General features: G+C 57.6%; 22 protein-coding genes and 3 tRNA genes. 3 read left to right on the forward strand and 22 right to left on the reverse strand.

Annotation, left to right across the window (positions count from 1 at the left end; genetic code table 11):
* Nucleotides 1-109 precede the first annotated feature (109 nt).
* The 7 genes from ACFO5Q_RS03525 to ACFO5Q_RS03555 all read right to left on the reverse strand — a co-directional run bounded on the left by ACFO5Q_RS03525 (nucleotide 110) and on the right by ACFO5Q_RS03555 (nucleotide 5812).
* Nucleotides 110-185, reverse strand: a tRNA-Glu gene (locus ACFO5Q_RS03525).
* Between the two features lie 27 nt (nucleotides 186-212).
* Nucleotides 213-288: transfer RNA gene (locus ACFO5Q_RS03530), tRNA-Glu, on the reverse strand.
* A 27-nt stretch (nucleotides 289-315) separates the two neighbouring features.
* Nucleotides 316-391, reverse strand: a tRNA-Glu gene (locus ACFO5Q_RS03535).
* A 76-nt stretch (nucleotides 392-467) separates the two neighbouring features.
* Nucleotides 468-2282 carry a single-stranded-DNA-specific exonuclease RecJ gene (gene recJ, locus ACFO5Q_RS03540; RefSeq protein ID WP_231727241.1) on the reverse strand — a complete coding sequence of 605 codons (1815 nt, stop codon included), beginning with the start codon at nucleotides 2280-2282 and terminating at the stop codon, nucleotides 468-470.
* Between the two features lie 10 nt (nucleotides 2283-2292).
* The gene (gene glpX / locus ACFO5Q_RS03545; protein WP_068147743.1) at nucleotides 2293-3255 is read right to left on the reverse strand and encodes a class II fructose-bisphosphatase; all 963 of its coding nucleotides are present in this window, start codon (nucleotides 3253-3255) and stop codon (nucleotides 2293-2295) included.
* A gap of 16 nt (nucleotides 3256-3271) precedes the next feature.
* Nucleotides 3272-4576, reverse strand: coding sequence for a homoserine dehydrogenase (locus ACFO5Q_RS03550; protein WP_068147740.1), 1305 nt, complete (start codon nucleotides 4574-4576; stop codon nucleotides 3272-3274).
* A gap of 12 nt (nucleotides 4577-4588) precedes the next feature.
* Nucleotides 4589-5812, reverse strand: coding sequence for an LL-diaminopimelate aminotransferase (locus ACFO5Q_RS03555; protein WP_068147737.1), 1224 nt, complete (start codon nucleotides 5810-5812; stop codon nucleotides 4589-4591).
* Nucleotides 5813-6066: 254 nt separating this feature from the next.
* Between ACFO5Q_RS03555 and ACFO5Q_RS03560 the strand changes: the two genes are divergently transcribed.
* Together ACFO5Q_RS03560 and ACFO5Q_RS03565 are read left to right on the forward strand one after the other, a co-directional pair.
* The gene (locus ACFO5Q_RS03560; protein ID WP_197421068.1) at nucleotides 6067-7110 is read left to right on the forward strand and encodes a helix-turn-helix domain-containing protein; all 1044 of its coding nucleotides are present in this window, start codon (nucleotides 6067-6069) and stop codon (nucleotides 7108-7110) included.
* Nucleotides 7111-7321: 211 nt separating this feature from the next.
* Nucleotides 7322-10123, forward strand: a complete 2802-nt coding sequence (locus tag ACFO5Q_RS03565; protein ID WP_068147732.1) for a beta strand repeat-containing protein — start codon at nucleotides 7322-7324, stop codon at nucleotides 10121-10123.
* 10 nt (nucleotides 10124-10133) lie between these two features.
* Here ACFO5Q_RS03565 and ACFO5Q_RS03570 read toward each other — a convergent pair whose 3' ends face one another.
* The 6 genes from ACFO5Q_RS03570 to yajC form a co-directional block, all read right to left on the reverse strand.
* Nucleotides 10134-10613 (reverse strand): hypothetical protein, encoded by a 480-nt coding sequence (locus tag ACFO5Q_RS03570; RefSeq protein ID WP_068147729.1) that lies wholly within the window; start codon nucleotides 10611-10613, stop codon nucleotides 10134-10136.
* A 143-nt stretch (nucleotides 10614-10756) separates the two neighbouring features.
* Nucleotides 10757-11542, reverse strand: coding sequence for a hypothetical protein (locus tag ACFO5Q_RS03575; RefSeq protein WP_068147725.1), 786 nt, complete (start codon nucleotides 11540-11542; stop codon nucleotides 10757-10759).
* A 277-nt stretch (nucleotides 11543-11819) separates the two neighbouring features.
* The gene (locus ACFO5Q_RS03580; protein WP_197421066.1) at nucleotides 11820-12224 is read right to left on the reverse strand and encodes an Mth938-like domain-containing protein; all 405 of its coding nucleotides are present in this window, start codon (nucleotides 12222-12224) and stop codon (nucleotides 11820-11822) included.
* A gap of 5 nt (nucleotides 12225-12229) precedes the next feature.
* Complete coding sequence (gene secF, locus ACFO5Q_RS03585; protein WP_082719868.1) at nucleotides 12230-13207, reverse strand: protein translocase subunit SecF; 978 nt, start codon at nucleotides 13205-13207, stop codon at nucleotides 12230-12232.
* A 9-nt stretch (nucleotides 13208-13216) separates the two neighbouring features.
* A complete protein-coding gene (gene secD, locus ACFO5Q_RS03590; RefSeq protein WP_197421064.1) occupies nucleotides 13217-14791 on the reverse strand; it encodes a protein translocase subunit SecD in 1575 nt (524 codons plus the stop codon).
* A 94-nt stretch (nucleotides 14792-14885) separates the two neighbouring features.
* Nucleotides 14886-15206 (reverse strand): preprotein translocase subunit YajC, encoded by a 321-nt coding sequence (yajC, locus tag ACFO5Q_RS03595; protein WP_197421062.1) that lies wholly within the window; start codon nucleotides 15204-15206, stop codon nucleotides 14886-14888.
* A gap of 227 nt (nucleotides 15207-15433) precedes the next feature.
* On the opposite strand from yajC, the gene ACFO5Q_RS03600 reads away from it, so the two are divergent.
* Entirely contained in the window at nucleotides 15434-16297 is an 864-nt protein-coding gene (locus ACFO5Q_RS03600) for an ATP-binding protein (protein ID WP_068147715.1), read from the forward strand.
* On the opposite strand, the gene ACFO5Q_RS03605 is transcribed toward ACFO5Q_RS03600, so the two are convergent.
* The 9 genes from ACFO5Q_RS03605 to ACFO5Q_RS03645 form a co-directional block, all read right to left on the reverse strand.
* Nucleotides 16294-17361, reverse strand: a complete 1068-nt coding sequence (locus ACFO5Q_RS03605) for a LysM peptidoglycan-binding domain-containing protein (RefSeq protein ID WP_380084285.1) — start codon at nucleotides 17359-17361, stop codon at nucleotides 16294-16296. The genes ACFO5Q_RS03600 and ACFO5Q_RS03605 overlap by 4 nt on opposite strands.
* Before the next feature lie 87 nt (nucleotides 17362-17448).
* Nucleotides 17449-18231, reverse strand: a complete 783-nt coding sequence (gene surE / locus ACFO5Q_RS03610; RefSeq protein WP_068147709.1) for a 5'/3'-nucleotidase SurE — start codon at nucleotides 18229-18231, stop codon at nucleotides 17449-17451.
* 3 nt (nucleotides 18232-18234) lie between these two features.
* Complete coding sequence (gene serS / locus ACFO5Q_RS03615; protein WP_068147706.1) at nucleotides 18235-19512, reverse strand: serine--tRNA ligase; 1278 nt, start codon at nucleotides 19510-19512, stop codon at nucleotides 18235-18237.
* A gap of 45 nt (nucleotides 19513-19557) precedes the next feature.
* Nucleotides 19558-20406, reverse strand: coding sequence for a twin-arginine translocase subunit TatC (gene tatC, locus ACFO5Q_RS03620; RefSeq protein ID WP_068147702.1), 849 nt, complete (start codon nucleotides 20404-20406; stop codon nucleotides 19558-19560).
* Entirely contained in the window at nucleotides 20403-20756 is a 354-nt protein-coding gene (tatB, locus tag ACFO5Q_RS03625; protein ID WP_068147699.1) for a Sec-independent protein translocase protein TatB, read from the reverse strand. The genes tatC and tatB overlap by 4 nt, the downstream gene beginning before the upstream one ends.
* Nucleotides 20757-20804: 48 nt before the next feature.
* A complete protein-coding gene (locus ACFO5Q_RS03630; RefSeq protein WP_068147697.1) occupies nucleotides 20805-21032 on the reverse strand; it encodes a twin-arginine translocase TatA/TatE family subunit in 228 nt (75 codons plus the stop codon).
* A gap of 77 nt (nucleotides 21033-21109) precedes the next feature.
* Nucleotides 21110-21874, reverse strand: coding sequence for an SMC-Scp complex subunit ScpB (gene scpB, locus ACFO5Q_RS03635; RefSeq protein ID WP_082719867.1), 765 nt, complete (start codon nucleotides 21872-21874; stop codon nucleotides 21110-21112).
* A 41-nt stretch (nucleotides 21875-21915) separates the two neighbouring features.
* Nucleotides 21916-22752: a segregation and condensation protein A gene (locus ACFO5Q_RS03640; RefSeq protein ID WP_068147694.1), complete on the reverse strand. Its 837-nt coding sequence runs from the start codon at nucleotides 22750-22752 to the stop codon at nucleotides 21916-21918.
* Nucleotides 22753-22769: 17 nt separating this feature from the next.
* The gene (locus ACFO5Q_RS03645; protein ID WP_068147690.1) at nucleotides 22770-23420 is read right to left on the reverse strand and encodes a site-2 protease family protein; all 651 of its coding nucleotides are present in this window, start codon (nucleotides 23418-23420) and stop codon (nucleotides 22770-22772) included.
* Between the last annotated feature and the right edge of the window lie 4 nt (nucleotides 23421-23424).

Below are 23424 nucleotides of genomic sequence, written 5' to 3' on the forward strand. Positions count from 1 at the left end.
CAGGGGGTGGCCACCCCCTGTTCAAAATCAAAGAGGCACGAAGATCATAACAAATCTTCGTGCCTCTCAATGTATAAGCCCCGCCAGATGGCAGGGCTTTTTGAAGATATGGTGATCCCTACGGGACTCGAACCCGTGTTTCCGCCGTGAAAGGGCGGCGTCCTAGGCCACTAGACGAAGGGACCATCAATTAGGATGGCCTGCGGCGAGTATGGTGATCCCTACGGGACTCGAACCCGTGTTTCCGCCGTGAAAGGGCGGCGTCCTAGGCCACTAGACGAAGGGACCATCAATTAGGATGGCCTGCGGCGAGTATGGTGATCCCTACGGGACTCGAACCCGTGTTTCCGCCGTGAAAGGGCGGCGTCCTAGGCCACTAGACGAAGGGACCACGCTGCAGAACTCGCTGCGACGGGGGCCTAGATACCTAGCCCCGGTGCCCCGGTCAACATCTTTTTGCATTTTTCTTACGGCAGTCCGACAAGCGCAACGTCGTCGAGCGTGATTTCCACTTTTCCGCCCCCTGCCCAGGTATCTTTCTTGAGCTTTCCTGCGATATGGAAGCGCCGCCCGATACCCGACCTCAGCAGCTCTCCCATCGGTTCCTCCCACTGGCGGAAGGCCATAGCCTTGATGGATTTGCCGTCTTTCGACTTGAAAATGCAGCGCAAGTGATTCTGACCAACCAGATCAGCTTTCAAAAGGTCAAGCTCCGGGATAACGAAACGTGGGCTCGGATTGCCCGGACCAAACGGGCCAACCTGATCGATCTGGTCAATCAGGTCCGCGGTAACGCCTGACAGGGCCACCATGCCGTCAATCTTCAAGGACCGGTTCTGGGCCGCTTTTTCCACGCTCTTGCGCATATGGTCGCGCAGGAAGGCTGTTAGCTCTTCAAGCTTGTCAGGGGCGGCTGTCAGGCCCGCGGCCATGGCGTGGCCACCACCCTTGATAAGCAGGCCCTTTTGGACAGCCTCGATCACTGCCGCGCCCATATCCACGCCGCTGATTGACCGGCCGGAGCCTTTGGCTTCGCCATTCTCAATCCCGATCACAAAGGTAGGCAGGCCGTATTTGTCCTTGAGACGCGAGGCCACGATGCCGATGACGCCTGCGTGCCAGCCCTCGCCTGCCGCAACAACCACTGTTTCCGGTTGCCCGCCAACGCCCGTGGCGCTTTCAACCTGGCGCATCGCAGCTTCAAGCACTTCAGCCTCAATGGCGCGGCGTTCTTCGTTATAGCGGTCCAGCTTTTCAGCGATCTGGCGCGCGGCCATCATGTCGCCTGTCGTGAGCAGTTGGGCACCCAGATAGCTCTCCCCTACCCGGCCGCCCGCATTCACCCTCGGCCCCAGAATAAAGCCTGCGTGATAGGTTGTTGGTGCCTCAGACATGCGCCCGACATCACAGAGCGCAGTGATGCCCACATTATGGCGCTGCGCCATCACCTTCAGGCCCTGGGCGACAAAGGCGCGGTTCACGCCGGTGAGCGGCACCACATCGCATACGGTGCCAAGTGCCACGATATCCAAAAGGCTGATCAAATTCGGCTCACGCCTGTCGCCAGTGAAATAGCCTGCCTCCCGCAGCGCGCGGTTAAGCGCGATAGCCACAAGGAAGCAGACACCCACAGCCGCAACCTGCCCGAGGCCGCTATCATCATCCAGCCGGTTCGGGTTCACCACTGCCACAGCTTCCGGCAGCTTGGTTTCGGCCTTATGGTGATCCACCACAATCACATCCAGGCCCACATCTTTTGCGGCCTGAAGGGGCTCAAACGAGAGTGTGCCGCAGTCCACTGTAATCACAAGGTCGACGCCCTTGTTCCTGAGCCCCAGAAGCGCGGGCGCATTGGGGCCATAGCCTTCGGCCATGCGGTCAGGGATATAAATCTCGACGCTGGCACCAAGGGCCGTCAGGTAGCGATAGAGCACGGCGGAGCTTGTGGCCCCGTCTACGTCATAGTCGCCAAAGATCGCCAGCTTCTCGCCCTGCTGCAAAGCGCGGGCGATACGGGACACAGCCTTGTCCATATCCAGGATGGTGGATGGATCTGGCAGGCTTTCCTTAAGCGAGGGACTGTAGAAGGCTTCGGCATCATCAAGCCCGATACCGCGCGCGGCAATCAGCTGCCCGACAACGGCAGGAACGCCGAGCCTGTCTGCGATGGCCTCGGCCATACGCGGCACATAAGGCCGCAGCTCCCAAGCCTGCTCAAGCGCAGAACGGCGGACACCCAGAAAGGGTTCCGCCGCTCTTGTATTCTCAATACTGTCGGTCAATGACGTAACCTTATTGGCGACCGTCCGGGCCGTGGATCGCCTGTACACGGCGGATCGTCTTGGTTTTGGACCGCATGGTGATCGTGTCGGTTTCAATGCCGCGGCTCGTGACATGCACGCCGTTCAGCATGGAACCATCAGTCACGCCGGTTGCTGCGAAGATCACATCGCCGGAGGCCATTTCTTCCATGGTGTATTTCCGGTTCAGGTCTTCGATGCCCCATTTGCGGGCGCGGGCACGTTCGTCATCGTTACGGAACAACAGGCGGCCCTGCATCTGGCCACCGATGCAGCGCAGTGCTGCAGAGGCCAGCACACCCTCAGGCGCGCCACCGGAACCCATATACATGTCGATGCCGGTTTTCGGGTCGGTTGTTGCGATCACGCCGGCGATATCACCGTCACCGATCAGCGCCACACCGCAACCAAGCTCACGCAGTTCCTTGATGATTTCAGCGTGACGCGGGCGGTCCAGCACACAGACCATCATGTCTTCAACAGACTTGCCCTTGGCTTCGGCCACAGCCTTCACGTTATCGGTCGGCGTTTTGTCCAGGTCGATCACACCATCAGGCAGGCCGCCACCAACAGCGATCTTGTCCATATAAACGTCTGGCGCGTTCAGAAGGCCACCTTCGGCGGAAATCGCCAGCACGGCGAGCGAGTTCGGCATTGCCTTGGCGCAGATTGTGGTGCCCTCAAGCGGGTCCAGCGCGATATCGACCTTTGGGCCGCCGGCGCCGACTTTTTCACCAATGTAAAGCATTGGTGCTTCGTCGCGCTCGCCTTCACCGATGACAACGGTGCCTTCGATCTGCAGTTTATTAAAAGCTTCACGCATCGCTTCCACAGCGGCTGCGTCGGCGGACTTTTCATCGCCCCGGCCGTTCCACTTGCTTGCCGCGATAGCACCGGCTTCGGTAACACGGACAACTTCAAGAACGAGTTGGCGATTCAGTTCCTGTGACCCCATTAGGCTAGCTCCCTTTTCAGGCTTCAATTCTCAGCATTGTGGGGGTCTCTAGCACACATTGAAGCGTAGTGAAACGATCAAGTGTGGCTGCAACAGAAGCTTCAACAGTTTCATGGGTTGTAAGCACGATATAAACGCCACCGTCGCTTGCGCTGCCGCGCTGAAGCATACTTTCAATGGAAACGCTTTCTTCCGCCAGCACCTTGGTGATATCAGCCATCACCCCCGGCTGGTCATTCACCCGCAGGCGAATATAGTATGTTCCGCGGTGCTTGGACACGGGCACTGGGCTTGACGGCGTCAGGCTTACGGCTGGCACACCAAGGCGCGGACCTGCGGCACCGCGCGCCACATCAAGGATATCTGCAAGCACGGCGGATGCGGTTGGGCCTTCGCCTGCGCCCGCGCCTTCATAAACGGTTTGGCCAACGGCGTCACCGTCCACCACCACAGCATTTGTCGGGCCCATCACGTTCGCGATGGCCGCGCGTGTCGGCACCATGGCCGGGTGAACGCGGGTCTCGATGCCCTCTGCCGTCTGCTGGGTAACGCCCAGAAGCTTGATGCGGTAGCCCAGTTCCTTGGCATATTCGATATCCACTGGAGCGATGTTGCGAATACCTTCGGTTGGCAGGTTTTCGATATCCGGCTCGGTGCCGAACGCCAGCGTGGCCAGAATGGCTGTTTTGTGGGCTGTGTCGATCCCGTCGATGTCAAAGGTTGGGTCCGCTTCCGCGTATCCAAGCGCCTGCGCGTCCTTCAGCACTTCGTCAAAGGCCAGGCCTTCCTGCTCCATCCGCGTGAGGATATAATTGCAGGTGCCGTTCAGAATGCCGCGTACGCTTTCAATTGCGTTGCCCGCCAGACCTTCGCGCAGCGCCTTGATAATCGGTATACCGCCGGCGACGGCGGCTTCGAACTTCAGAGGCGCACCGGTTTCTTCCGCCAGAGCAGCCAGTTCCTTGCCGTGAGTGGCAATCAGTGCCTTGTTAGCGGTCACAAAACCAATACCGCGGCCAAGCGCCTTGCGCGCAAGCGCCAGCGCCGGGCCGTCTGATCCACCGATGAGCTCCACAACCACATTGACGCCGCTCTCTTCGGACGCGAGATCAACCGGGTTATCAACCCAGTCGTAAGGTGCAAGGTCAACCCCCCGGTCACGGCTGCGGTCCCGCGCGCTAACGGCCCGAATTTCCACAGGACACCCGGCCCGTGCGGCGAGCAGTGCCTTGTGTTTCTCGACAATCTTGACCACCCCAGCGCCAACGGTGCCGAGGCCCGCGATGCCGAGGATGATCTTTCGGTCGCCCTGCTTACTCATACTGATCTCCAGTTACGCTTTATTCTGTTCGGCTTGCCAGGACGCGATGATCTCGTCCTTGTTCGCCATAAGTTTTTTGATGTTACGGATTGCCTGCCGGATGCGTTGCTCGTTCTCCACAAGCCCAATGCGCACAAAGCCTTCGCCGTATTCGCCAAAGCCGATGCCAGGAGCCACAGCAACCTTTGCATGCTCCAGCAGGAGCTTGGAAAAGGCCATGGAGCCCATTTCCTTGAAATCTTCCGGTATCGGCGCCCAGGCAAACATGGATGCCTTGGGGCTTGGAATATACCAGCCTGCGGCCGCCAAGCCTTCCACAAGCACGTCACGGCGCTTCTTGTAGGTCTCGCGGTGTAGTTCGATACAGTCCTGTGGGCCGTTAAGCGCGGCAACCGCGGCAACTTGAATTGGCGTGAAAGCGCCATAATCCAGGTAGCTTTTCACCCGTGTCAGCGCGGCGACAAGATCCTTGTTGCCGGCACCAAAGCCGACGCGCCACCCGGCCATGGAATAGGTTTTAGACAGGCTGGTGAATTCAATGGCGATATCCTTTGCCCCAGGCACCTGCAGAATGGACGGCGGCGGATTGTCGTCGAAATAAATCTCGCAGTAGGCGATGTCAGACAAAATCCAGATGCCGTGCTTTTTGCAGAAATCGACCACTTCTTCATAAAAAGCCAGATCAACCACCTCAGCCGTCGGGTTGCCCGGATAGCAAAGGATTACAGCCGTAGGCGTTGGCACGCTGTGCTGCACAGCGTATTTGAGCTCCGTCAGAAAATCACGCCCCGGCCCCATCGGCAGATGGCGGACAGCCGCCCCCGCGATCATGAAACCATAGGGGTGGATCGGAAAGCTCGGGTTCGGCACCAAAATCACGTCGCCGGGTGTTGTGATGGCGGACGCCAGGTTCGCGAGCCCTTCCTTCGACCCAAGGGTCACCACATTCTCGGTTTCAGGATCGATATCCACGCCGAAGCGGCGCTTGTAGTATGCCGCATGGGCACGCCTGAGCCCCGGAATGCCCCTTGAGACGGAATAGCCGTGCGTTGTGTGCTTATCGACAGTCTCTTTGAGTTTATCAACAATGTGCTGCGGCGTGGGCAGGTCCGGATTGCCCATTCCAAGGTCAATGATGTCTTCACCGCGCGCTCGTGCCGCCGCTTTCATCTGATTCACTTCAGCGAATAGATAAGGGGGCAGCCGCCTGATGCGGTAAAATTCCTGATTGGTCATGACCTTTTTACCTTGGATAATGTCGAAATCGGGACGCGCCGGTGCGCCCTGTGTGAAGGCTTAGCTCTAAGGGAATTTTGGCGTCAGTGCAACGGCTGCACGCAATGATCGCAATGGTTTTTCTTATCTGGCGAAATACTATTGCGTAAGAACGGGTGGAGGCACCGGCAAGGATGGATGGGCTTGGGCCTTGAGGATACGCCGGTTTTCTGAAATGATGGGCCTTTCAGTCTTGGGGGCGGGAAATAATGGTCATGAAGCAATCCGGTACAGCCCGTTGGCATGATGCAAACGGTCGGACAACAGATGCTTTTAACTACGACAGCCTGGCTGCCGCGCCAGAGCGCTTGACAGTCCTGAACTTCGAGACCTGCGACCTCGCGCGGAAAGAACAGTTCGACGGCTGGTACGATTTTCGTGGCCAGGTTGGGACACTGACCCGCCCCGGCCCCTACTCCGCCTCTTTTGATGCAGGCATGGAGGAAGCAAAGACAAGCATTTCATCCCTATCGCGCTGCTGGGTGAACAGTGAAGCCACCATCAACCGCAATGGCAAGTTCATCGATCAACCCGGTTGCGATATCATGGCATTCCAGTTTCAGGTGCGGGGTGGTGACGCGACGACAGAGTATGAGCATGGCAAGCTGATCAGACCCGGCCAGATCCGTGTCGTTGACCTTGCACAACCAATGCATATCTCCAGCCATGGGTTCGAGAACCTGACACTCGCGATGCCCAAGTCTGTCATGCTTGAACGCATGCCGATGCTTGCCGAGATGCACGGCGAAATTCTCGAGGAAACGCCAATGGTGTTCCTAGCATGGCGGTTCATGCGCATGGCGATGGAGTCATTGGACCAACTTACCATCGAAGAGGCCGAAGCGGTCAGCCACAGCGCGCTCGACCTCATGGAAACCGCACTGCTTGGGTACAGCGATGCCCGGCGCCTTGAATCCGCAACCACAGACGCTGCCGTCTACAAAGCGGTCGAGCGCTATATCAGCGAAAACCTCCGCAACCCCGCTCTGTCCCCTGACATGATTGCCCATCATGTCGCGGTCTCCCGGCGTAAGCTTTACCGGGCTTGCGAACCCTATGGCACACCTATGGAACTGGTGAAGCGCGCGCGGCTCAATTGGGCGTTTGAGCAGATCAAGCTTGGGCGAGCCCAGAATATCACGCAGCTGGCGTTTGAGGCCGGCTTTGAAAGCCGCGAAACCTTCAGCCGCCAGTTCAAGCGCGCCTTCGGCTATTCCGCGCGGGAATTTATGATGTCTGCCCGTTCAGGTGGCGTATAGGGCAGCCCTGGCAAAACCACGACAAGTGACAGTCTCCTCGTTCACCCCACACGTTCCCAGCCTGCGGTCAAATAGGCACACAGCCTCACATGATTGGCACTCAGCGTCACGCACGCCGGGCGGTTCTGAGGTATTACAAACCGTATCCATAGGATAGCAAAATCCGAAGCCTGCAATTCGCGCGGACTTTTCTCATTGGGGGAGCATTGCCGTGGCAACATTAACAGTCAACACCACCACGAACGACAGCTATGATGGCGGGGACCTTGCCGCGGAGACGGCGGACGGCACCGGCCTCTCCTTCAAGGAAGCACTCGGGCTAGCGCAAGATGGCGACACCATCACCTTTGATGGCAGCTTGTCAGGGTCTTCCATCGTAGAGGCGACATCATACTTTATTACCACCGACATCACCATCGACGGCGACCTGGATAACGACGGCACGCCGGACATCACACTTGATGCCAACAATTACACCACCACCAGTGCGGGCGTCTACTTCATTGACATAACCAACGCCACGGTAACCCTGGACGGCCTGACCTTTACAGGCACCGGAGATTCTACCTCTATATACGATAGCGGCACTACAATTTTGTGGGCAGAGAACTCAACGGTCTCGATTGTGAATAGTGTCATCACAGATACAGTGAGCACTCGCATAGGCACAGGCCTTTATTTCACAAATTCAAACACAACCATTGAAAGCACCCGGTTCGAGAACACTATTGCGCCCGGCTTCACCGTCCAGGTCACTGGGGGAACCTTTACCATGACCGACAGCAGCATGTCGGGCAATTCTCACAATGCTCTTGCGTTGGTTGCCGGCGCAACCGCCACAATCTCCAACTCGGTTTTCGCCCATAACGGCCGCGTCGGCGTACACCTCTATGATAGTTCCGCCACCATTAGCAATAGCATCTTCACAGGAAACGACAGCGAAATATTTTTACGTGATGGCGGGATTGTGACGATCAGCAACAGCATCATCACCGGTGCTGGCCTGGAGGCCTACCGTTTAAGTACGACCCATTCAGTAACTTTCTCCGGCGCCAATGTGCAGAGTCAAGCTCCCAGCCTGGACCCGAACCTGATTTATTCCGGCGCAGAGCCGACGGTTGAGGCTGACCTCAGCAATATCTTTGCGGGCGTGACCGGGACAGGCGGCACGCTGTCGCTGGTTACCACCGCCTCCGGCGCACAGATATATTCGGCGCTTGTGAACCCGACCGGTGTCGCGCAGGGCCTTGGCCCACAATTCGCGCCTGTGATCGCCGGGGACACTAGCGGCAGCATCACCGAAAATATCGCCAGCACTACAGGTACACTAACCATCAGCGACAACAATGGAGCCGCGGACGAAAGCTTCAACAATGACACCATCACCGGCAGTTATGGCGAGCTAACCATCGCCGCGAACGGCGACTGGACCTATGCGCTCGATAACGCAGACAATACAGTCGATGCCCTGAGCGGCAGTGATACCCTGCAAGACACGATCACCGTCCATTCCGCTGACGGCACCGCCCAGGATATCACAGTCACGATCAACGGGGCCAATGATGCGCCTGCGTTTTCGGGGGTGCCAGCAGACCTGACTGTCACGGAAGATACCGCAGGCGACCTTGACCTTTCGGCTGTTTCCTTCAGCGACGCCGAGGGCGACAGCCTGACCGTAACACTGTCCGTTGATGCAGGCAGCTTCAGCGTGCCCGCAGACGGCGCAGGCGTTGGCGTGACCGAAACTTTGGTGAATGGCCAGACCATCACGCTTGCGGGCACGGCGGCAGACATCGCCACCTACCTGGATACGATCTCGAACATTCAATACACCGGCGCGCCTGACGCCGAAGGCGATAACGCAGCAATGCTGACCATCACGCCAAATGACGGCGTGCTGGATGGCACCGCTGCCACTTCGAACATCAATATCACGGGCATCAACGATGCGCCAACCGCGACCGACAACAGCATCACCATGAACGAAGACACAGCGCACCTATTTGCGGCGGGGGATTTCAATTTCTCCGATGTCGACACGGGCGCGGCGTTGGCGTCAGTGCGCATCGACACCTTGACTGTCTCCAGCGGCACCTTGCAGCTTTCTGGTGTAGATATAAACCCAGGTGATGTTGTCGCCATAGCAGATATCAGCGCAGGCAACCTTGTCTACACGCCGGCCACGAACGCGTACGGCGCTGATCTGCTGACCTTCACTTTCAGCGTGAATGACGGCACGACCTTCGCAGCCGCGCCAAGTGCGATCGATATTGACGTCACCAACGTCGAGGAAGTCAGGATCATCGACGATCCCATGTCCATCCGCGGCGGCAGCGGTGACGAAACACTAACCGGGGGCAACTCGGGAGATACCTTGCGCGGTGGCGACGGTGACGATTCTGTTTCAGGCAATGAGGGCGACGATGTCATTTGGGCCGGTCGTGGTGATAGCGGCAACGATAGACTGGCCGGTGGAGCTGGCGCAGATACAATTGGCGGCGGCGGCGGCAACGACTTCATCGAGGGTAGCGACGGTAGCGACCTGCTTTACGGCGGCCAAGGTGACGATACCATTTACGCGACATCGCACAATAACGAAAACGGTGATTTGAGCACCAACATTGCCTGGGGCGGCCCGGGCAACGACCTGCTGCTTGGCGGACTTGGCAATGATACGCTGGGTGGTGGCGTAGGCAGTGACACGGTCAATGGCGGCGCGGGTGATGATGTAATCTGGGCAAGCGCTGGCGATGACATGCTTTCGGGCGGGGCCGGGGCCGACACCTTTATCTTCGTCGCGACAAGCGGCGATGATGTCATCACCGACTTTGACCTGGGCGAAGACACGCTCAACCTCACCTTTGCAGGCACTGGTTTCACAAGCGTGGCCAGCGTTCAGGCCGCAGCCACTGCAGTAAACGGCGGCATCCTGATCGACCTCGGCGACGCAGGCAGTGTGTTCCTAGAAGGACTTGATGCTGCGGACCTCACAGATATGACCATCCTGCTGTAAACGGGGGGAGTTATTCCACTGCCATCGCCTGCTCGGCCTGCTCAAGCGCCTCAAGCACCCGTGCATAGAGCGCGTCATCGCCAAAAGCAGCACGGTACTTGCCAAGCTCCGACCGGTGCTCCGCGAGCGACTGCTGCAGCGCGCCAAGCTGGGCGACCTTCTGCATCTTCAATTCGGACAACCGGCCTGACATGGCTTCGATGCGGGCTTCAAACGCCTGCATGTCCACGGCCTCACTGGTTGCAAAAGATTTGGAAAAAGACTCAGCGAAGTTGAGGTTCATATCCTGGAGCCGTGCCCGGATTTCCTCTTCCTTCTGTTCGCACCGTGCAAGGTCGGGCGAACGATAGGAAACCTCACGCACTTCTTCAGCCTCATGTTCCAGCATCATGGTGCCCATGCTGTCAAACGCTGACATGCGCTCACCACCCAGTGCGGCGGCACTGCCGATAACCGAAATTGCTGCAACTGCTGTCAGGGTGCGTTTCATGACCTGTCCATTCCCTTAGAATGGTCTAATAATGCTACATTATCACACATTGGACAAGTAAACTTTAGGAATAGGCCTGTCAAAAGACAGAGAGCAACCAAGTTGGCTGCCCTCACATGTTTCAGCTTTCGCCTATGTGGGGCCTAGCCCTCTTTCTTCTTGGCTTCTGCTTCGCGTTCCCGCATCCGCTCCTCAAGGCGCGCACGTTCCCGCTTGATATCTTCTTCGGCCCGCTTCAACGCTTCAAGATGATGCTTTTCCATTTCTTCAAGCGACAGCTCCGCTGACTTTAGGGACTCGATCCTGAGGGTACGGATATCCCCATCAATATCCAGCTCCAGTTCCAGGTCACCCAGGGCCTCTTCGATCTCGCGACGGGCTTCGGCAATGTCGCCCTTCAGCTCCACCCGCATTTCAGAGAGCTCCAGCTCGCTGTCTGCCAGATCAGCCAACGCGTCCGCCATGGCCTCAGATTCGATCTTTGCGATCTCAATTCGGCTGGGAGCCACGATCACGTGGCGCATACGGCGTTCCTCAAGGGAGACAATCGCCGCCTCCAGGCCTTTCTGGGCCGCCTTGAGCGCCTGCTTTTCTTTCTTGCTCTTGGCTTTCCCCAGGCGTTCGGTAACTTCGGCTAGCGCCTCTTTTGCTTCCTTCAGGGCCTGTTTGTGCTTTTTCTCAAACGCCTCGCGGTCACTGGTGGCGATCACCGTGCGATGACCCTTTCTGTCCACCACAACCTTGCTATCGCCACTGCGAACTACACGGATCGTGCGCTTCTTCTTTTCAGCCTTCTCGACCTGTTCGGCTTTTTCGTCATCACCGCCCATCGCCATCATCGCATGGCTGGCGCCCGCAATGGCAAAGCATGAAACCGCCATCCCGACAACAAAGGCAGCTCGGCGTATCTGATGAGGTGTCATCCACATGGGAAATCTCCATTTTTTTTGAGTATCTCCCGGCGACCGCTTTGGCGCCAGAAAAAACTCCATCCTCGGCTGACGTGACTTTCGGGCCAGTTCCCCGTCTTCACGTTCTTGTGAACTCAAGACTGCCCAGCCCGGGCGGTGGAGAAAAGGGTGAAGCGACGAATGGTGAGCATTGTGCGGTGGGTCGTAAGTCTCTGCGACGAACCGAATGCCAGCTTCTGCGACGAACCGTTCATCGCATGGCCAAGGCAAAGCAGGCAATTCCTGTTTTTTTGAATTAGTCTACAGGCAACAGCACACACGCCACGCGGCGCTGTTCCATCAATAGAACATTGTAGGTCCGGGCGGCTGCGCCGGTATCCATGATGTCATAGCCGATGTTGGCGGCTTCAAGGTGCTCACGAATGGCAGCAGGCAGAAGCTGCATCTTCGCACCCGTCCCGACCAGAACAATCTCTGGTCTCGGAGCCTCGTCCACAATTTTGCTGAAATGCGCGGGGGTCAGGTCGGCCAGTGTTTCGGCGTCCATCGGGTAGAAGCCGGTTGGCAGCACCAGCACGCCGCCTTCGACGCGGCGCTCCATCAGGCGGAAGCCACCATCACCATATGCTTCAATGAGCAGCAGGTCCTCATCGGCCTGCTGCTCCATGATAAAACCACTTTGTCTGATCTTGTCAGCCATCGGGCTTACATCTGCTCAAACTGGTTTGGACGGCTTTTGTCCACCGTCGGGTCGTCGTCTTCAACTGGCAACATCGCTTCGCGCCTGATCTTGAACAACAACAGAAGTGGCGATGCCACAAAGACAGAGCTGTAGGTACCCACGACCACGCCCCAGATCATCGCTGCGGTGAAGCCGCGGATGGCTTCCCCACCGAAGAAGAACAGGGCAAACAGCGCCACCAAGGTGGTCACGGATGTCATCAATGTCCGGGCCAACGTCTGGTTAAGCGACAGGTTCAGCAGTTCTTCCATCGGTGTTTTGCTATATTTGCGGATGTTTTCACGCACCCGGTCATACACCACCACGGTATCATTGAGGCTGTAGCCCACGATGGTCAGGATTGCCGCGATGATCGACAGGTTGAATTCAAGCCGCGTGATGGCGAAGAAACCAACCGTAAGCAAGACGTCATGCACAAGGGCCAGAACCGCCCCCAGGCCGAACTGCCATTCAAAGCGGAACCAGATATAGACCAGCACAGCAAGAACCGCGATGGTCACTGCCAGCGCACCGTCGCGCTTAAGCTCACCCGATACGGTAGCGCCGATAAAGTTGCCGTCCATAAATTTGATGCCCGGAACCGCTTTCGGCAGTTCTTCGCGCACCTTCTGGATCACGGCACTTTGGGCTTTCGCATCACCTTCCTGGCGTTCGATGCGGATCATGGCTTCCCAATCGGCGCCGTAGCGGCGAACGGACGGGCTGGTGTAGCCCATGGCTTCAACTGCCTGCTTCACCTGCTCGATTGGAATGGCCTTTTCGCCTTCCATCTGCACCTCAACAGAGATACCGCCCTGGAAATCGATGCCATAGTTCAGGCTTTTCATCGCAAACAGGGCGATTGAGGCAATGATCAGAACAATCGACAGAGCAAACGCAACCTTGCGCGCGCCCATAAAATTGATCTTCGTATTGTCTGGTACGAGACGTAGAAACATCATCCCCTCCCCTTAAAGTGGCAGCTTGGCAGGACGAGCCCGCTTAAGCCAGGTTGCAAGGATAAAGCGCGACAGGACAACAGCCGTGAACATGGATGTCAGAATACCAATCGCCAGCGTCACGGCAAAGCCCTGCACCGGGCCGGAGCCAAGCATGTAGAGCACGGCAGCCGCAATGAAAGTGGTGATATTGGCGTCCATAATGGTGGAGAATGCCTCACCATAGCCGTGCTCCATGGCAGCAAACGGCTTGCGACCGTTATTCTGTTCTTCGCGTATACGCTCAAAGACCAGCACGTTGGCATCCACCGCCATACCGATCGTCAGTACGATACCGGCGATACCAGGCAGCGTGAGCGTAGCGCCAAGGAAGCTCAGGGCCCCCATGATCAGGATCAGATTGGTAATCAGCGACACGCTGGACGCCAGACCAAAGCGGCCATAGCTGATGATCATGTAAACGATCACGCCAAGGAAGCCGATCACAGCAGCGATTTCGCCTGCGTCGATGTTTTCCTGCCCGAGGTCAGGCCCAACGGTACGTTCCTTCATCACTGTCAGCGGAATAGGCAGGGCACCGGCTTTCAGAAGCGTTGCCAGTTCCTGTGCGTCGGCAACCGACCCCACATTGGTGATCTGCCCCTGCCCACCCAGAATTGCAGTCTGGATATTTGGCGCGCTGATGATCTCGTTATCGAGAACGATCGCAAAAGGTCGGCCAATATTGTCTTTGGTGTGATTGCCAAAGCGTTTGGCACCGGACGTGTTGAAGGTAAAGGAAACAGCGGGTTTACCGTGCTGGTCAAACGACGCTTTGGCGTCAATGAGGTCTTCGCCCGACACAATCACACGGTCCTTGATCGCCAGCGAGTATCCTTCTTTCGATTGCAAAATCTTCTCGCGGTAGCCAACTCGGCCTCGCTGCAGGTCTTCTGCGCTTGCGTTCGTGTTCACATCATGGAAGGTCAGCTTTGCAGTCTGGCCGACAAGCCGCTTCACTTCTTCAGGGTCGCTCGCGCCCGGCACTTCCAGAATGATGCGGTCGCTGCCCTCAGGCTGGATCGTCACTTCCTTGGTACCGTCCGGATCAATCCGCTTGCGCATGACTTCCATGGCACGGGCAACAGCATCGCGCTTTTGCACTTCGATACCCTGCTCTGTCAGCGTCAGCGTGAATTTATTGCCGTCCTGGGCAAGCTCAAGCTCCTGGATGCCGCCACCCATCAGCGGGTTGGCGGCCCCCACCGTCACGGTTGTCAGCTCACGCAGCTTCTCGCGTGCAAGCTCAGCCATGTCGTCGCGCGTTACCTCAAGCGACACGCTGTGGCCTTCAGTGCGGATATTGCGGAAATTCAGGCCCTTTTCAGAGCGACGAATATCGCGCACCTGATCAGCAATATTGTTCAGGCGGGACGTGACCACATCATCGGTCTCCGCACCCCACAAAAGCCGCACACCACCCCGTAGGTCAAGGCCCAGGCTGAGCGTATCGGAAGGCAGGAAACCTGGCAGGCTTTCCCGCTGTTTCTCTGTCAGAAAGTTCGGTAGGGACGTCAGGATGCCCAAGAGCACCACCCCTACAATCATGATTATTTTCCAGCGCGGAAACGTCAGCATGCGCCGATCCTTATGGTTGTTCTTCCCTTAAAAAGACTGCGCCCGGACATTCCGGGCACGATCCTTATTTTTCTTCTTTCTTGGCCGCTTTCTTTTCAGCAGGCTTGGCAGGCTCTGATTTGCTGCGCACATCAGACAGCGTGCTTTTCACAACGCGAACCTTAACGCCATCCGCCAGTTCGACTTCAACTTCGTTGTCGTCAGCCTGTACCTTGGTTACTTTACCGATCAGGCCGCCTGCGGTCACAACACTGTCGCCGCGAGCCACATTGTTCACCATTTCACGGTGTTCTTTCATCTTTTTGTTCTGTGGGCGGATGATCAGGAACCAGAAAACCGCAACCATGATGATGATCAGGCCGAAACCACCAGTTGGATCGGACATCTGCGCAGAATCAGCCGCTTGAGCGTAAGCAGGAGAAGAAAACATGTGACAAACCTCGTTAAAAGGGCGGCAGAAGTGCCACCTTGCAATATCATTGGCCGGGACTATAGCTTTATTGCTTTCAAATGCAACAGTCGCCTATGGCTATCCGGCATGTTATGAGCGCTGTCGAGCAGGCTAAATTTGATTATTCACCCCTAGATGGGAATGACAGGAAAGGGTTGCAAGTGCCAAACCAGGATCAAGCGCTGATTGATGCGATCAACCGCCTTGCCGATGCGGTCAGTGGAAACCTTGAAAAAGCGCCTGCAGCGTTGGAAGACAGCGCAACTGCCTTTGTCTATGACGCGGAAAGCAAAAGCCTGCGCGCGGTAGACCATGTAGCAGCCCCTGATATCGGCCTTCTGATGGGGATCGACCGCGCCAAAAACACCCTTCTTGAAAACACAAAACGCTTTGCAAACGGCTTTTCCGCCAACAATGCGCTCCTTTGGGGCGCACGCGGCATGGGTAAAAGTACGGTCATCAAGGCAATCCACCGCGCCATCGTTCATGAGAAAGGCGCACAGGCGCCTGCCCTTGTGGAAATCCACAGGGAAGACATCAGTGCCCTGCCCGCCTTGCTTGGCAAGCTCAGGAAAAGCGACCGCTTGTTTATCGTCTTTTGTGACGACCTGTCGTTCAACAGGCCGGACCAGGATTTCAAGGCGCTCAAGTCCGTCCTGGAAGGGGGCCTTGAAGGCCGTCCAGAGAATGTCATCTTCTATGCCACATCGAACCGCAGGCACCTTTTGCCGCGCCAGATGGCCGACCAGGAAAGCGCCACCGGCATTCACCCGAATGAGGCCATGGACGAAACCATCGCGCTATCGGACCGCTTTGGGCTGTGGCTTGGCTTCCATCCGGCAGACCAGAACGAATATCTGGCCATGATTGAAGGCTACCTGAAGGCCTTTGACCTGAACCCCACTGAAGATTGGCGGCATGCGGCCCTTGAGTGGTCGAAAACGCGCGGCAACCGGTCTGGCCGCACTGCGTGGCAATTTGTCAATAATCTTGCTGGGGAACTGGGTGCCAAGGTCGGCTTTTAGCGGCTTGTCATGGCCGCGTCTGCCCGCGCCTGGCTCAGGTAGCGGAGCGGATCAAGCGCCCGGCGCCCCTTCCTGATTTCAAAATGCAGCTGGGGCTCTGTCACGCCGCCGGTATTGCCGACACGGGCGATGATCTGCCCTTTATCGACGGTCTGCCCTTCGCGCACCAGCAGGCGTTCATTATGGGCGTAGGCTGTAATCCAGCCGCCCGAGTGTTTCACCAGCAGAAGATGCCCATAGCCCTCAAGCGCGTTCGAGGCATAGACCACCACGCCTGTTTCCGCAGCCTTCACTGGCGTTCCCTGGCGGGCCAGAATATTGATGCCGTCATTATGCAGGCCATCCTGTTTGGGGCCAAAGCGGGAGGCGAGCCTGCCTTGAACCGGCCAATCGAAGCCACTTGATGTCCGCGGCGGCGGCGTGGGCCGCGCCACGGTACGGCGCGTGGTTTGCGCAGGCCTGACAACCGTGGGCGAGGACGCAGAGGCCGTCTGCACAGGGGCCGTGCTCGCACCGCCCGGCAGTTTAAGCTTCTGGCCGATTTCAAGCGTGTATGGCGCCCTGATACCATTTTCGCGCATCAGGGCCGATACATTCACGCCAAACCGGCGCGAGATGCTATAGCCCGTGTCACCCTTTTTCACCACATAGACCTGCGCCGTGGGCACCTTCACGCGCTGGCCGATCTCAAGCGTGTAGGGTGACCGCAGCCGGTTGTTTGAAATCAGGTCCCGGACCGGCACGCCGTAGCGCCGTGAAATGGCGTAAAGCGTATCGCCTTTGCTGACCACATGCACCGCACCAGTTGCACTGCTGCTGGTCGCGGCACGCGGCGCCTGTGCAGGCGTATTTGTAGCCGCATAGCTGCGATTTGGTACCGGTGGTTTGGTGCGTGGCAGCGGCACAGGGAACGGGGCATTCTTGGTTTTGGGAGATGTCAGCGCACCGAAAACGGGTCTGATGATTCGCTTGTCGACAGTGGAACAGGCAGAAAGCGAGAAGGCGAGCACAATCAAGGCGCTAAGGCGCGTGGCATGCCGTCTCTTGTGTCCTCCCATCATCATGGTTTCAAGATACCCACAAGTGTTAACTGGGGCAATATTTCCCTGATCATTAAGGCAGAAGCACGGCGAAAGGACATCTGGCCAACGTCAGAATGTCTGGCTGATGGCCTCGTTCATGGACCGGCGTGTTTCATGGTGGGTGAGGTTCAGATGAAGCGGCGTCACGGACACCCACTGCTCGCGCACGGCCTTTAGGTCGGTCTCATGCCCCGGTTGGCCGACTTCGCGGCCAAGGCCAAACCAGTAATATTTGAAACCACGCGGGTCAGTGCGTTCCTCGATGTGGTTGCCCATGATCTGGCGCGCGCCCTGCTCTGTCACCTTGACGCCTTTGATTTCCTCAGGCTCAAACGCCGGGAAATTTACATTCATCAGCACGTCCTGCGGCCAGCCCATCTCAATGAGGCTCCCAATCACCTGCGGCGCAAACTTTTCCGCCGTTTCCCATTTGGTGCGCTGGTCAGGGCGAATGCATTGGCTGAGCGCGATGGATGGAATACCCGCGAGCGTACCTTCCATGGCGACAGAAACCGTACCGGAATAGGTCACGTCTTCCGCCAGGTTGCCGCCCCGGTTGATGCCCGAAAGGATCAGCGTGGGCGGGCTATCTGTCATGATCTTGTTAAGCGCCATGGCCACACAGTCTGTCGGCGTGCCGGCAACGGCCCAGCGTTTTTCCGCAAGCTTTCGCATGCGCAGCACGCGGGTCAGCGTCAGGGAATGGCCTGCGCCTGACTGCTCTTCTTCCGGCGCCACCACCCACACATCATCCGTCAACTGGCGGGCGATACGCTCCAGAATTTCGATCCCAGGGGCATTGATCCCGTCATCGTTGGAAACCAGAATGCGGGTGGGCTTGATGGCTGTCATAGCTTAGCCGCCGATCACGTCGACGCCGCGCATGTACGGCTTCAGTACCTCTGGCACGCGGATGGTGCCATTGGCCTGCTGGTAGTTTTCCATCACGGCAATCAGGGTGCGGCCCACGGCAAGGCCGGAACCGTTCAGCGTGTGAACGAACTGGGTCTTTTTCTCGCCTTTCGGGCGGCAGCGCATTTTCATGCGGCGCGCCTGGAAGTCACCACAGGTCGAACAGCTGGAAATCTCGCGGTATTTACCCTGCCCTGGCAGCCATACTTCAATGTCATAGGTGCGGCGGGCACCAAAGCCGATATCGCCGGTACACAGCTTCACCACGCGGTACGGCAGGTGCAGGCGTTTCAGCACTTCTTCCGCACAGCCCAGCATACGCTCAAGCTCGTCGTCTGACTGGTCAGGTGCCGTCACAGACACCAGCTCAACCTTTTCGAACTGGTGCTGGCGGATCATGCCGCGGGTATCACGGCCTGCGGCCCCCGCTTCGGCACGGAAGCATTGGCTGTGGGCGGTGAAGCGCAATGGCAGGTCTTCCTCGTCCAGGATTTCATCGGAATGCAGGTTTGTCAGCGTTACTTCAGATGTTGGGATCAGCCAGTGACCCGTGTTGGTCTGGAACGCGTCGTCACCGAATTTCGGCAGCTGGCCTGTGCCCAGCAGCGCGTTGCCGCGCACCATGGCAGGTGTCAGCATCTCGGTATAGCCGTGCTCCATAGTGTGCAGGTCCAGCATGAACTGGCCAAGGGCGCGTTCAAGCCGCGCCAGCTCACCCTTGAGCACCACGAAGCGGCTGCCCGAAAGTTTGGCTGCGCGTTCAAAATCCATCATGCCAAGGCTTTCGCCCAGGTCGAAATGTTCCTTGGCGTCAAAGTCGAGCGGCTTTGGCTTGCCCCAGGTACGGACCTCTTCATTATCGTCTTCGCTGTCGCCGTCCGGCACATCGTCATAGACCATGTTCGGTAGGCTCATCAGCAGGTTGTTCAGCTTTTCACCCAGCGCGCGCTCTTCTTCTTCCATTTCGGACAGACGCGTCTTAAGGCCGCTGACCTCTTCCATCAGCGCCTGGGCTTCGGCTTCATTGCCCTGCCCTTTGGCCTTGCCGATCAGTTTAGAGGCTTCATTGCGGCGCGCCTGGGCTGCCTGCGCCTCCGTCTGAACCGCACGGCGGGAAGTGTCGAGCGCGATGATCTCCTCAGCTCTGGCTTCCTCGCCGCGGCGGGCAAGGGCCTTGTCGAAAGCTTCAGGGTTTTCGCGGATAAATTTCAGATCAAACATTGCGCTCGTCTCAGTTTAAAGATTCAGGTCAGTTAAGAATTTAGGTCAGATTTCATCGTCATCGATGCCTTCATCAATGGCGTCAGCGCGCTTCTTCTCAAACGCGCTAATCAGGATGATGGACAGCTCATACAGGAGCAGCATGGGAATGCCAAGGGCGATCTGGCTGACAGGGTCAGGCGGCGTCAGGAAGGCAGCCACCAGAAAAGTCGCTACGATCATATAACGGCGCTTGGCGCGCAAGCCGTCTGCCGTCACGATCCCTGCGCGGCCCATCAGCGTCAGGGCCACAGGCAAAAGGAACGCAACGCCAAAACCAAAGATCATCTGCATAACCAGCGAGAGATATTCGCTGACCTTCGCCTCAGCCGCAATCTCGATCGCGCCGCCGCCGCCTGCCTGCTCGAAACTCAGCAGAAACTGCCAAGCCCAGGGGATCACCATGAAGTAGGCGAGGCTTGCCCCCAGTGCGAACAGGATCGGCGTCGCCAACAGGAAAGGCAGGAAAGCCCGGCGTTCGTTTTTATAGAGGCCCGGGGCCACAAATTTCCATATCTGGGACGCCAAAAGCGGGAAGGTACAGATGAAGGCAGCATAAAGCGCCACCTTGAGGTCCACAAAGAAGCCTTCCGTGAGCGAGGTGAAGATCATCCGCCGTTCTTCGCCTGTCGCCTGCGTCGCATCCATATAGGGCTTGGCAAGGATGTTGAACAGCTCATCCGCGAAATAGAGACCAATACCAAAGGCAATCGCCATCCCGATCATCACCTTGATAAGGCGGGAGCGAAGCTCGTTCAGATGGTCCAGAAGCGGTGCCTTGCTAGCATCCACCTCATCTTCATCCGTGATGTCGGGCTTTGCGGCTTCTGCGCCGAACTCTTCCGGCCCCATCATGATGCGTCACCTTTGTCGCTTTCGGGCTGGGCGGAATCATTCTTTTCCTTACCCTCAGGCTTTTCAGCCGCTTCTCGCTCGCGGTTACGCATAATGTGGTTGGTGATCTCTTCCGCGCTCATGCCAGGGCGCAGCCCCTCTTTCTTGCGCAGCTCCGCAAAAGGGTCTGTCTGTTCTTCGGCTTCCGCGGCCAGTTGCTCGACGCCATCCTTGAATTCAGCCGCCAGTTCACGCATGCGGCGAACCAGCCCGCCAACGGTCTTCAACAGCCGCGGCAATTCCTTCGGCCCCACGACAACAAGCGCGACGACCGCTACAAGGAAAATCTCCATTGCACCGATATCAAACATGGAAACGGGCTCCTGCCCCGGCTTGCGCAGGGGTAAAGAAAGGTTGGCTTACGCCTTGTCTTTCTCTTCGCTTTTCACCACTTCGCCGTCGATGGTCTTTTTATTTTCAACGGCTTTCGGCTCTTCTTCCGGCTCATCAAGGCCTTCCTTCAGACCCTTGCGGAAGCTGGTGATGCCTTTGGCAACATCGCCCATCAGGCCTGAAATCTTGCCGCGACCGAAGAGAAGCACGATCAGCAGCACAACAAGCGCTATTTGTAACCATCCCGGAAACATATGTTTTAACTCCCTTTTGCCGGTTCAGCCCGGCCCTGTCTCTATGTAATGGCGTGCGCAGAAGCACACAAGGCCAATCACGCCATATTGTTGTCTGAATCCTCGTCAAGGGATGCGACATCGTCTTCAGGTGCATCCATCGCCTGAGCAGCGGCACCTGAAATGCTGGCGCGTTCCTTGGCGGCGATTGCTTCCTCAAGGTCAATCTGGCCTTCGGCTTCCTCAACCGCCTTCGCCGGGTTGGGCATGCCGCCCATCTTCTCAAGCGCCACATCAACGCTATCCAACAAACCTGCAGCCTTCAGTTCCTGTACGCCCGGAAGATCCTTGATCGATTCGATGCCGAAATGGACAAGGAAATCTTCGGTGGTGCCATAGGTTACCGGCCGCCCCGGCGTCCGCTTGCGGCCCATCATGCGCACCCAGCCTGCTTCCATCAGAACATCAAGCGTGCCTTTGGAAATGCTGACACCGCGGATTTCCTCGATCTCCGCCCGGGTCACCGGCTGGTGATAGGCGATGATGGCCATGGTTTCCACCGCCGCACGCGACAGCTTGCGTGGCTCGTCCACCTCACGCCGCAGCAGGAACGAAAGGTCCTCGGCGGTGCGGAACATGAACTTGCCCGCCAGACGCACAAGGTTCACCCCCGCGGTCGCATAGCTTTCCGTCAGCCCCTCAATATGGGCTTCCACATCCACACCGTCCGGCAGGCGTTCAGCGATATCATCAACCGACAGCGGATTTTCGCTGGCGAACAGGATCGCTTCCACCATGCGGCGGTGCTGCATGATCACTTCTGGGTCGGTAGCGACCTGTTTTGTTGTTTCCGTCTCTTGCATCTTCAAATGTCTTATCGTTCTTTTTCTGGCTTTGTACTGGCTTATTCTGAATTGTCGTTTGCCTGGCTATCCGCTGCCTGTCCGCCTTCTTCATCGTGGCGTTGACGCAGGTAGATCGGCCCAAAGGTTTCCATCTGCCTGAGGTCCGCCCTGCCTGCTTTCGCCAGCTCCAGCGTAGCCGCGAACATGCTGGCCAGCGCCGAACGCCGCAGCCGGTCATCCTTCAGGTCTGTCGGCAGGAAAGTAGAAAGCGTTGCCCAGGTGAATGTGTCGCCGATCAGGCCCGAAAGGCGCTCAATCGCGTCCTCAAGCGGATAGACCGGGCGACGCTCGATGCGGATTTCCGTGATCGAATGCCGCTGACGGTTATCGGCATAGGCGCGCAATAGTTCATATAGGGTGACATCGTAGGAGCCCTTCTTCAGGAGCTTCAGGCCCTCGGGGCGTCCACGGCGGAACACGTCGCGGCCCATACGGTCGCGCGCCATCAGACGGGCGCCAGCCTCGCGCATGGCCTCCAACCGCTGCAGGCGAAGCTGCAGCCGGAAGGCCAGCTCTTCAGCCGACGGTTCCTCGTCGTCATCTTCCTTCGGCAGCAGCAGGCGGGACTTCAGATACGCCAGCCAAGCCGCCATCACCAGATAGTCCGCCGCAAGCTCAAGCTTGAGCCGCTTGGCGGCAGAAACAAAGGTAAGGAACTGCTCGACCAGTTCCAGAATGGAGATTTGCGTCAGGTCCACCTTCTGGGCACGCGCGAGCGTGAGAAGCACATCAAGAGGCCCCTCGAACCCGTCCATATGCAGGACAAGCTGGTTCGGATCCGCCGGGTCTACCTGGCGGTGCGGGGTTGGCCCGATTGTGTCTTCTTCGAATTCCATGTTTCCAAACGATATCGTTAAAACGGCACGCCGACAATCGTCGCGATCACTGATCCTATCACCAAAGTGGGGACAAGAATGATTTCCTTGGCCACTACAATGATGCCCATCAGGATGAAAAAGCCGAAAGGCGCAATAGACCGGTAGCTTTGCGCCATGTCATGCGGCAAGAACTGCTCCACCACTCCGGCACCGTCCAATGGCGGGATGGGCAGCAGGTTAAACACCATGAACAAACAGTTCAGGAAGATACCGATCTGGGCGGTCCGGAAAAGCCAGCCGTCGCCAGCCACACCAAAGGCCATCGCTGCTTTCAGCACCAGCGCAAAGAATATCGCCACGATAAGGTTGCCCATCGGCCCTGCCAGCGCGACAATCACCATATCGCGGCGCATGTTCTTGAAGTAGCGCGGCTGGATCATCACAGGCTTTGCATAGCCAATCAGGAACGGAAACTGGAACAAAACAGCCACCAGCGGAATGGCAATAGTGCCGATCGGGTCGATATGGACCGCCGGATTGAGCGACAAGCGCCCCTCCAGCTTGGCCGTCGGATCACCCAACTTGTAGGCCGCCAGCGCATGCCCTGCCTCGTGCAACGTCACAGCAAGCAGGAACGGCAGCGCCATCAGCGTAATCATCTGAATACTTTGGGCCAGAAAATCCATGGTT

The sequence above is a fragment of the Kordiimonas lipolytica genome, assembly GCF_042651265.1.
Classification (GTDB): domain Bacteria; phylum Pseudomonadota; class Alphaproteobacteria; order Sphingomonadales; family Kordiimonadaceae; genus Kordiimonas; species Kordiimonas lipolytica.

Excerpts from the sequence above, each read along its gene's own strand:
- ACFO5Q_RS03580 (WP_197421066.1), bottom strand. The coding sequence starts at position 12,224 with ATGGCTGACAAGATCAGACAAAGTGGTTTTATCATGGAGCAGCAGGCC.
- ACFO5Q_RS03630 (WP_068147697.1), bottom strand. The coding sequence starts at position 21,032 with ATGTTTCCGGGATGGTTACAAATAGCGCTTGTTGTGCTGCTGATCGTG.
- ACFO5Q_RS03555 (WP_068147737.1), bottom strand. The coding sequence starts at position 5,812 with ATGACCAATCAGGAATTTTACCGCATCAGGCGGCTGCCCCCTTATCTA.
- ACFO5Q_RS03605 (WP_380084285.1), bottom strand. The coding sequence starts at position 17,361 with ATGATGATGGGAGGACACAAGAGACGGCATGCCACGCGCCTTAGCGCC.
- serS (WP_068147706.1), bottom strand. The coding sequence starts at position 19,512 with ATGTTTGATCTGAAATTTATCCGCGAAAACCCTGAAGCTTTCGACAAG.
- glpX (WP_068147743.1), bottom strand. The coding sequence starts at position 3,255 with ATGGGGTCACAGGAACTGAATCGCCAACTCGTTCTTGAAGTTGTCCGT.
- secD (WP_197421064.1), bottom strand. The coding sequence starts at position 14,791 with ATGATTGTAGGGGTGGTGCTCTTGGGCATCCTGACGTCCCTACCGAAC.
- ACFO5Q_RS03560 (WP_197421068.1), top strand. The coding sequence starts at position 6,067 with ATGAAGCAATCCGGTACAGCCCGTTGGCATGATGCAAACGGTCGGACA.
- ACFO5Q_RS03640 (WP_068147694.1), bottom strand. The coding sequence starts at position 22,752 with ATGGAATTCGAAGAAGACACAATCGGGCCAACCCCGCACCGCCAGGTA.
- surE (WP_068147709.1), bottom strand. The coding sequence starts at position 18,231 with ATGACAGCCATCAAGCCCACCCGCATTCTGGTTTCCAACGATGACGGG.
- ACFO5Q_RS03575 (WP_068147725.1), bottom strand. The coding sequence starts at position 11,542 with ATGTGGATGACACCTCATCAGATACGCCGAGCTGCCTTTGTTGTCGGG.
- ACFO5Q_RS03645 (WP_068147690.1), bottom strand. The coding sequence starts at position 23,420 with ATGGATTTTCTGGCCCAAAGTATTCAGATGATTACGCTGATGGCGCTG.
- secF (WP_082719868.1), bottom strand. The coding sequence starts at position 13,207 with ATGATGTTTCTACGTCTCGTACCAGACAATACGAAGATCAATTTTATG.
- scpB (WP_082719867.1), bottom strand. The coding sequence starts at position 21,874 with ATGCAAGAGACGGAAACAACAAAACAGGTCGCTACCGACCCAGAAGTG.
- ACFO5Q_RS03570 (WP_068147729.1), bottom strand. The coding sequence starts at position 10,613 with ATGAAACGCACCCTGACAGCAGTTGCAGCAATTTCGGTTATCGGCAGT.
- yajC (WP_197421062.1), bottom strand. The coding sequence starts at position 15,206 with ATGTCCGATCCAACTGGTGGTTTCGGCCTGATCATCATCATGGTTGCG.
- tatC (WP_068147702.1), bottom strand. The coding sequence starts at position 20,406 with ATGATGGGGCCGGAAGAGTTCGGCGCAGAAGCCGCAAAGCCCGACATC.
- tatB (WP_068147699.1), bottom strand. The coding sequence starts at position 20,756 with ATGTTTGATATCGGTGCAATGGAGATTTTCCTTGTAGCGGTCGTCGCG.
- ACFO5Q_RS03550 (WP_068147740.1), bottom strand. The coding sequence starts at position 4,576 with ATGAGTAAGCAGGGCGACCGAAAGATCATCCTCGGCATCGCGGGCCTC.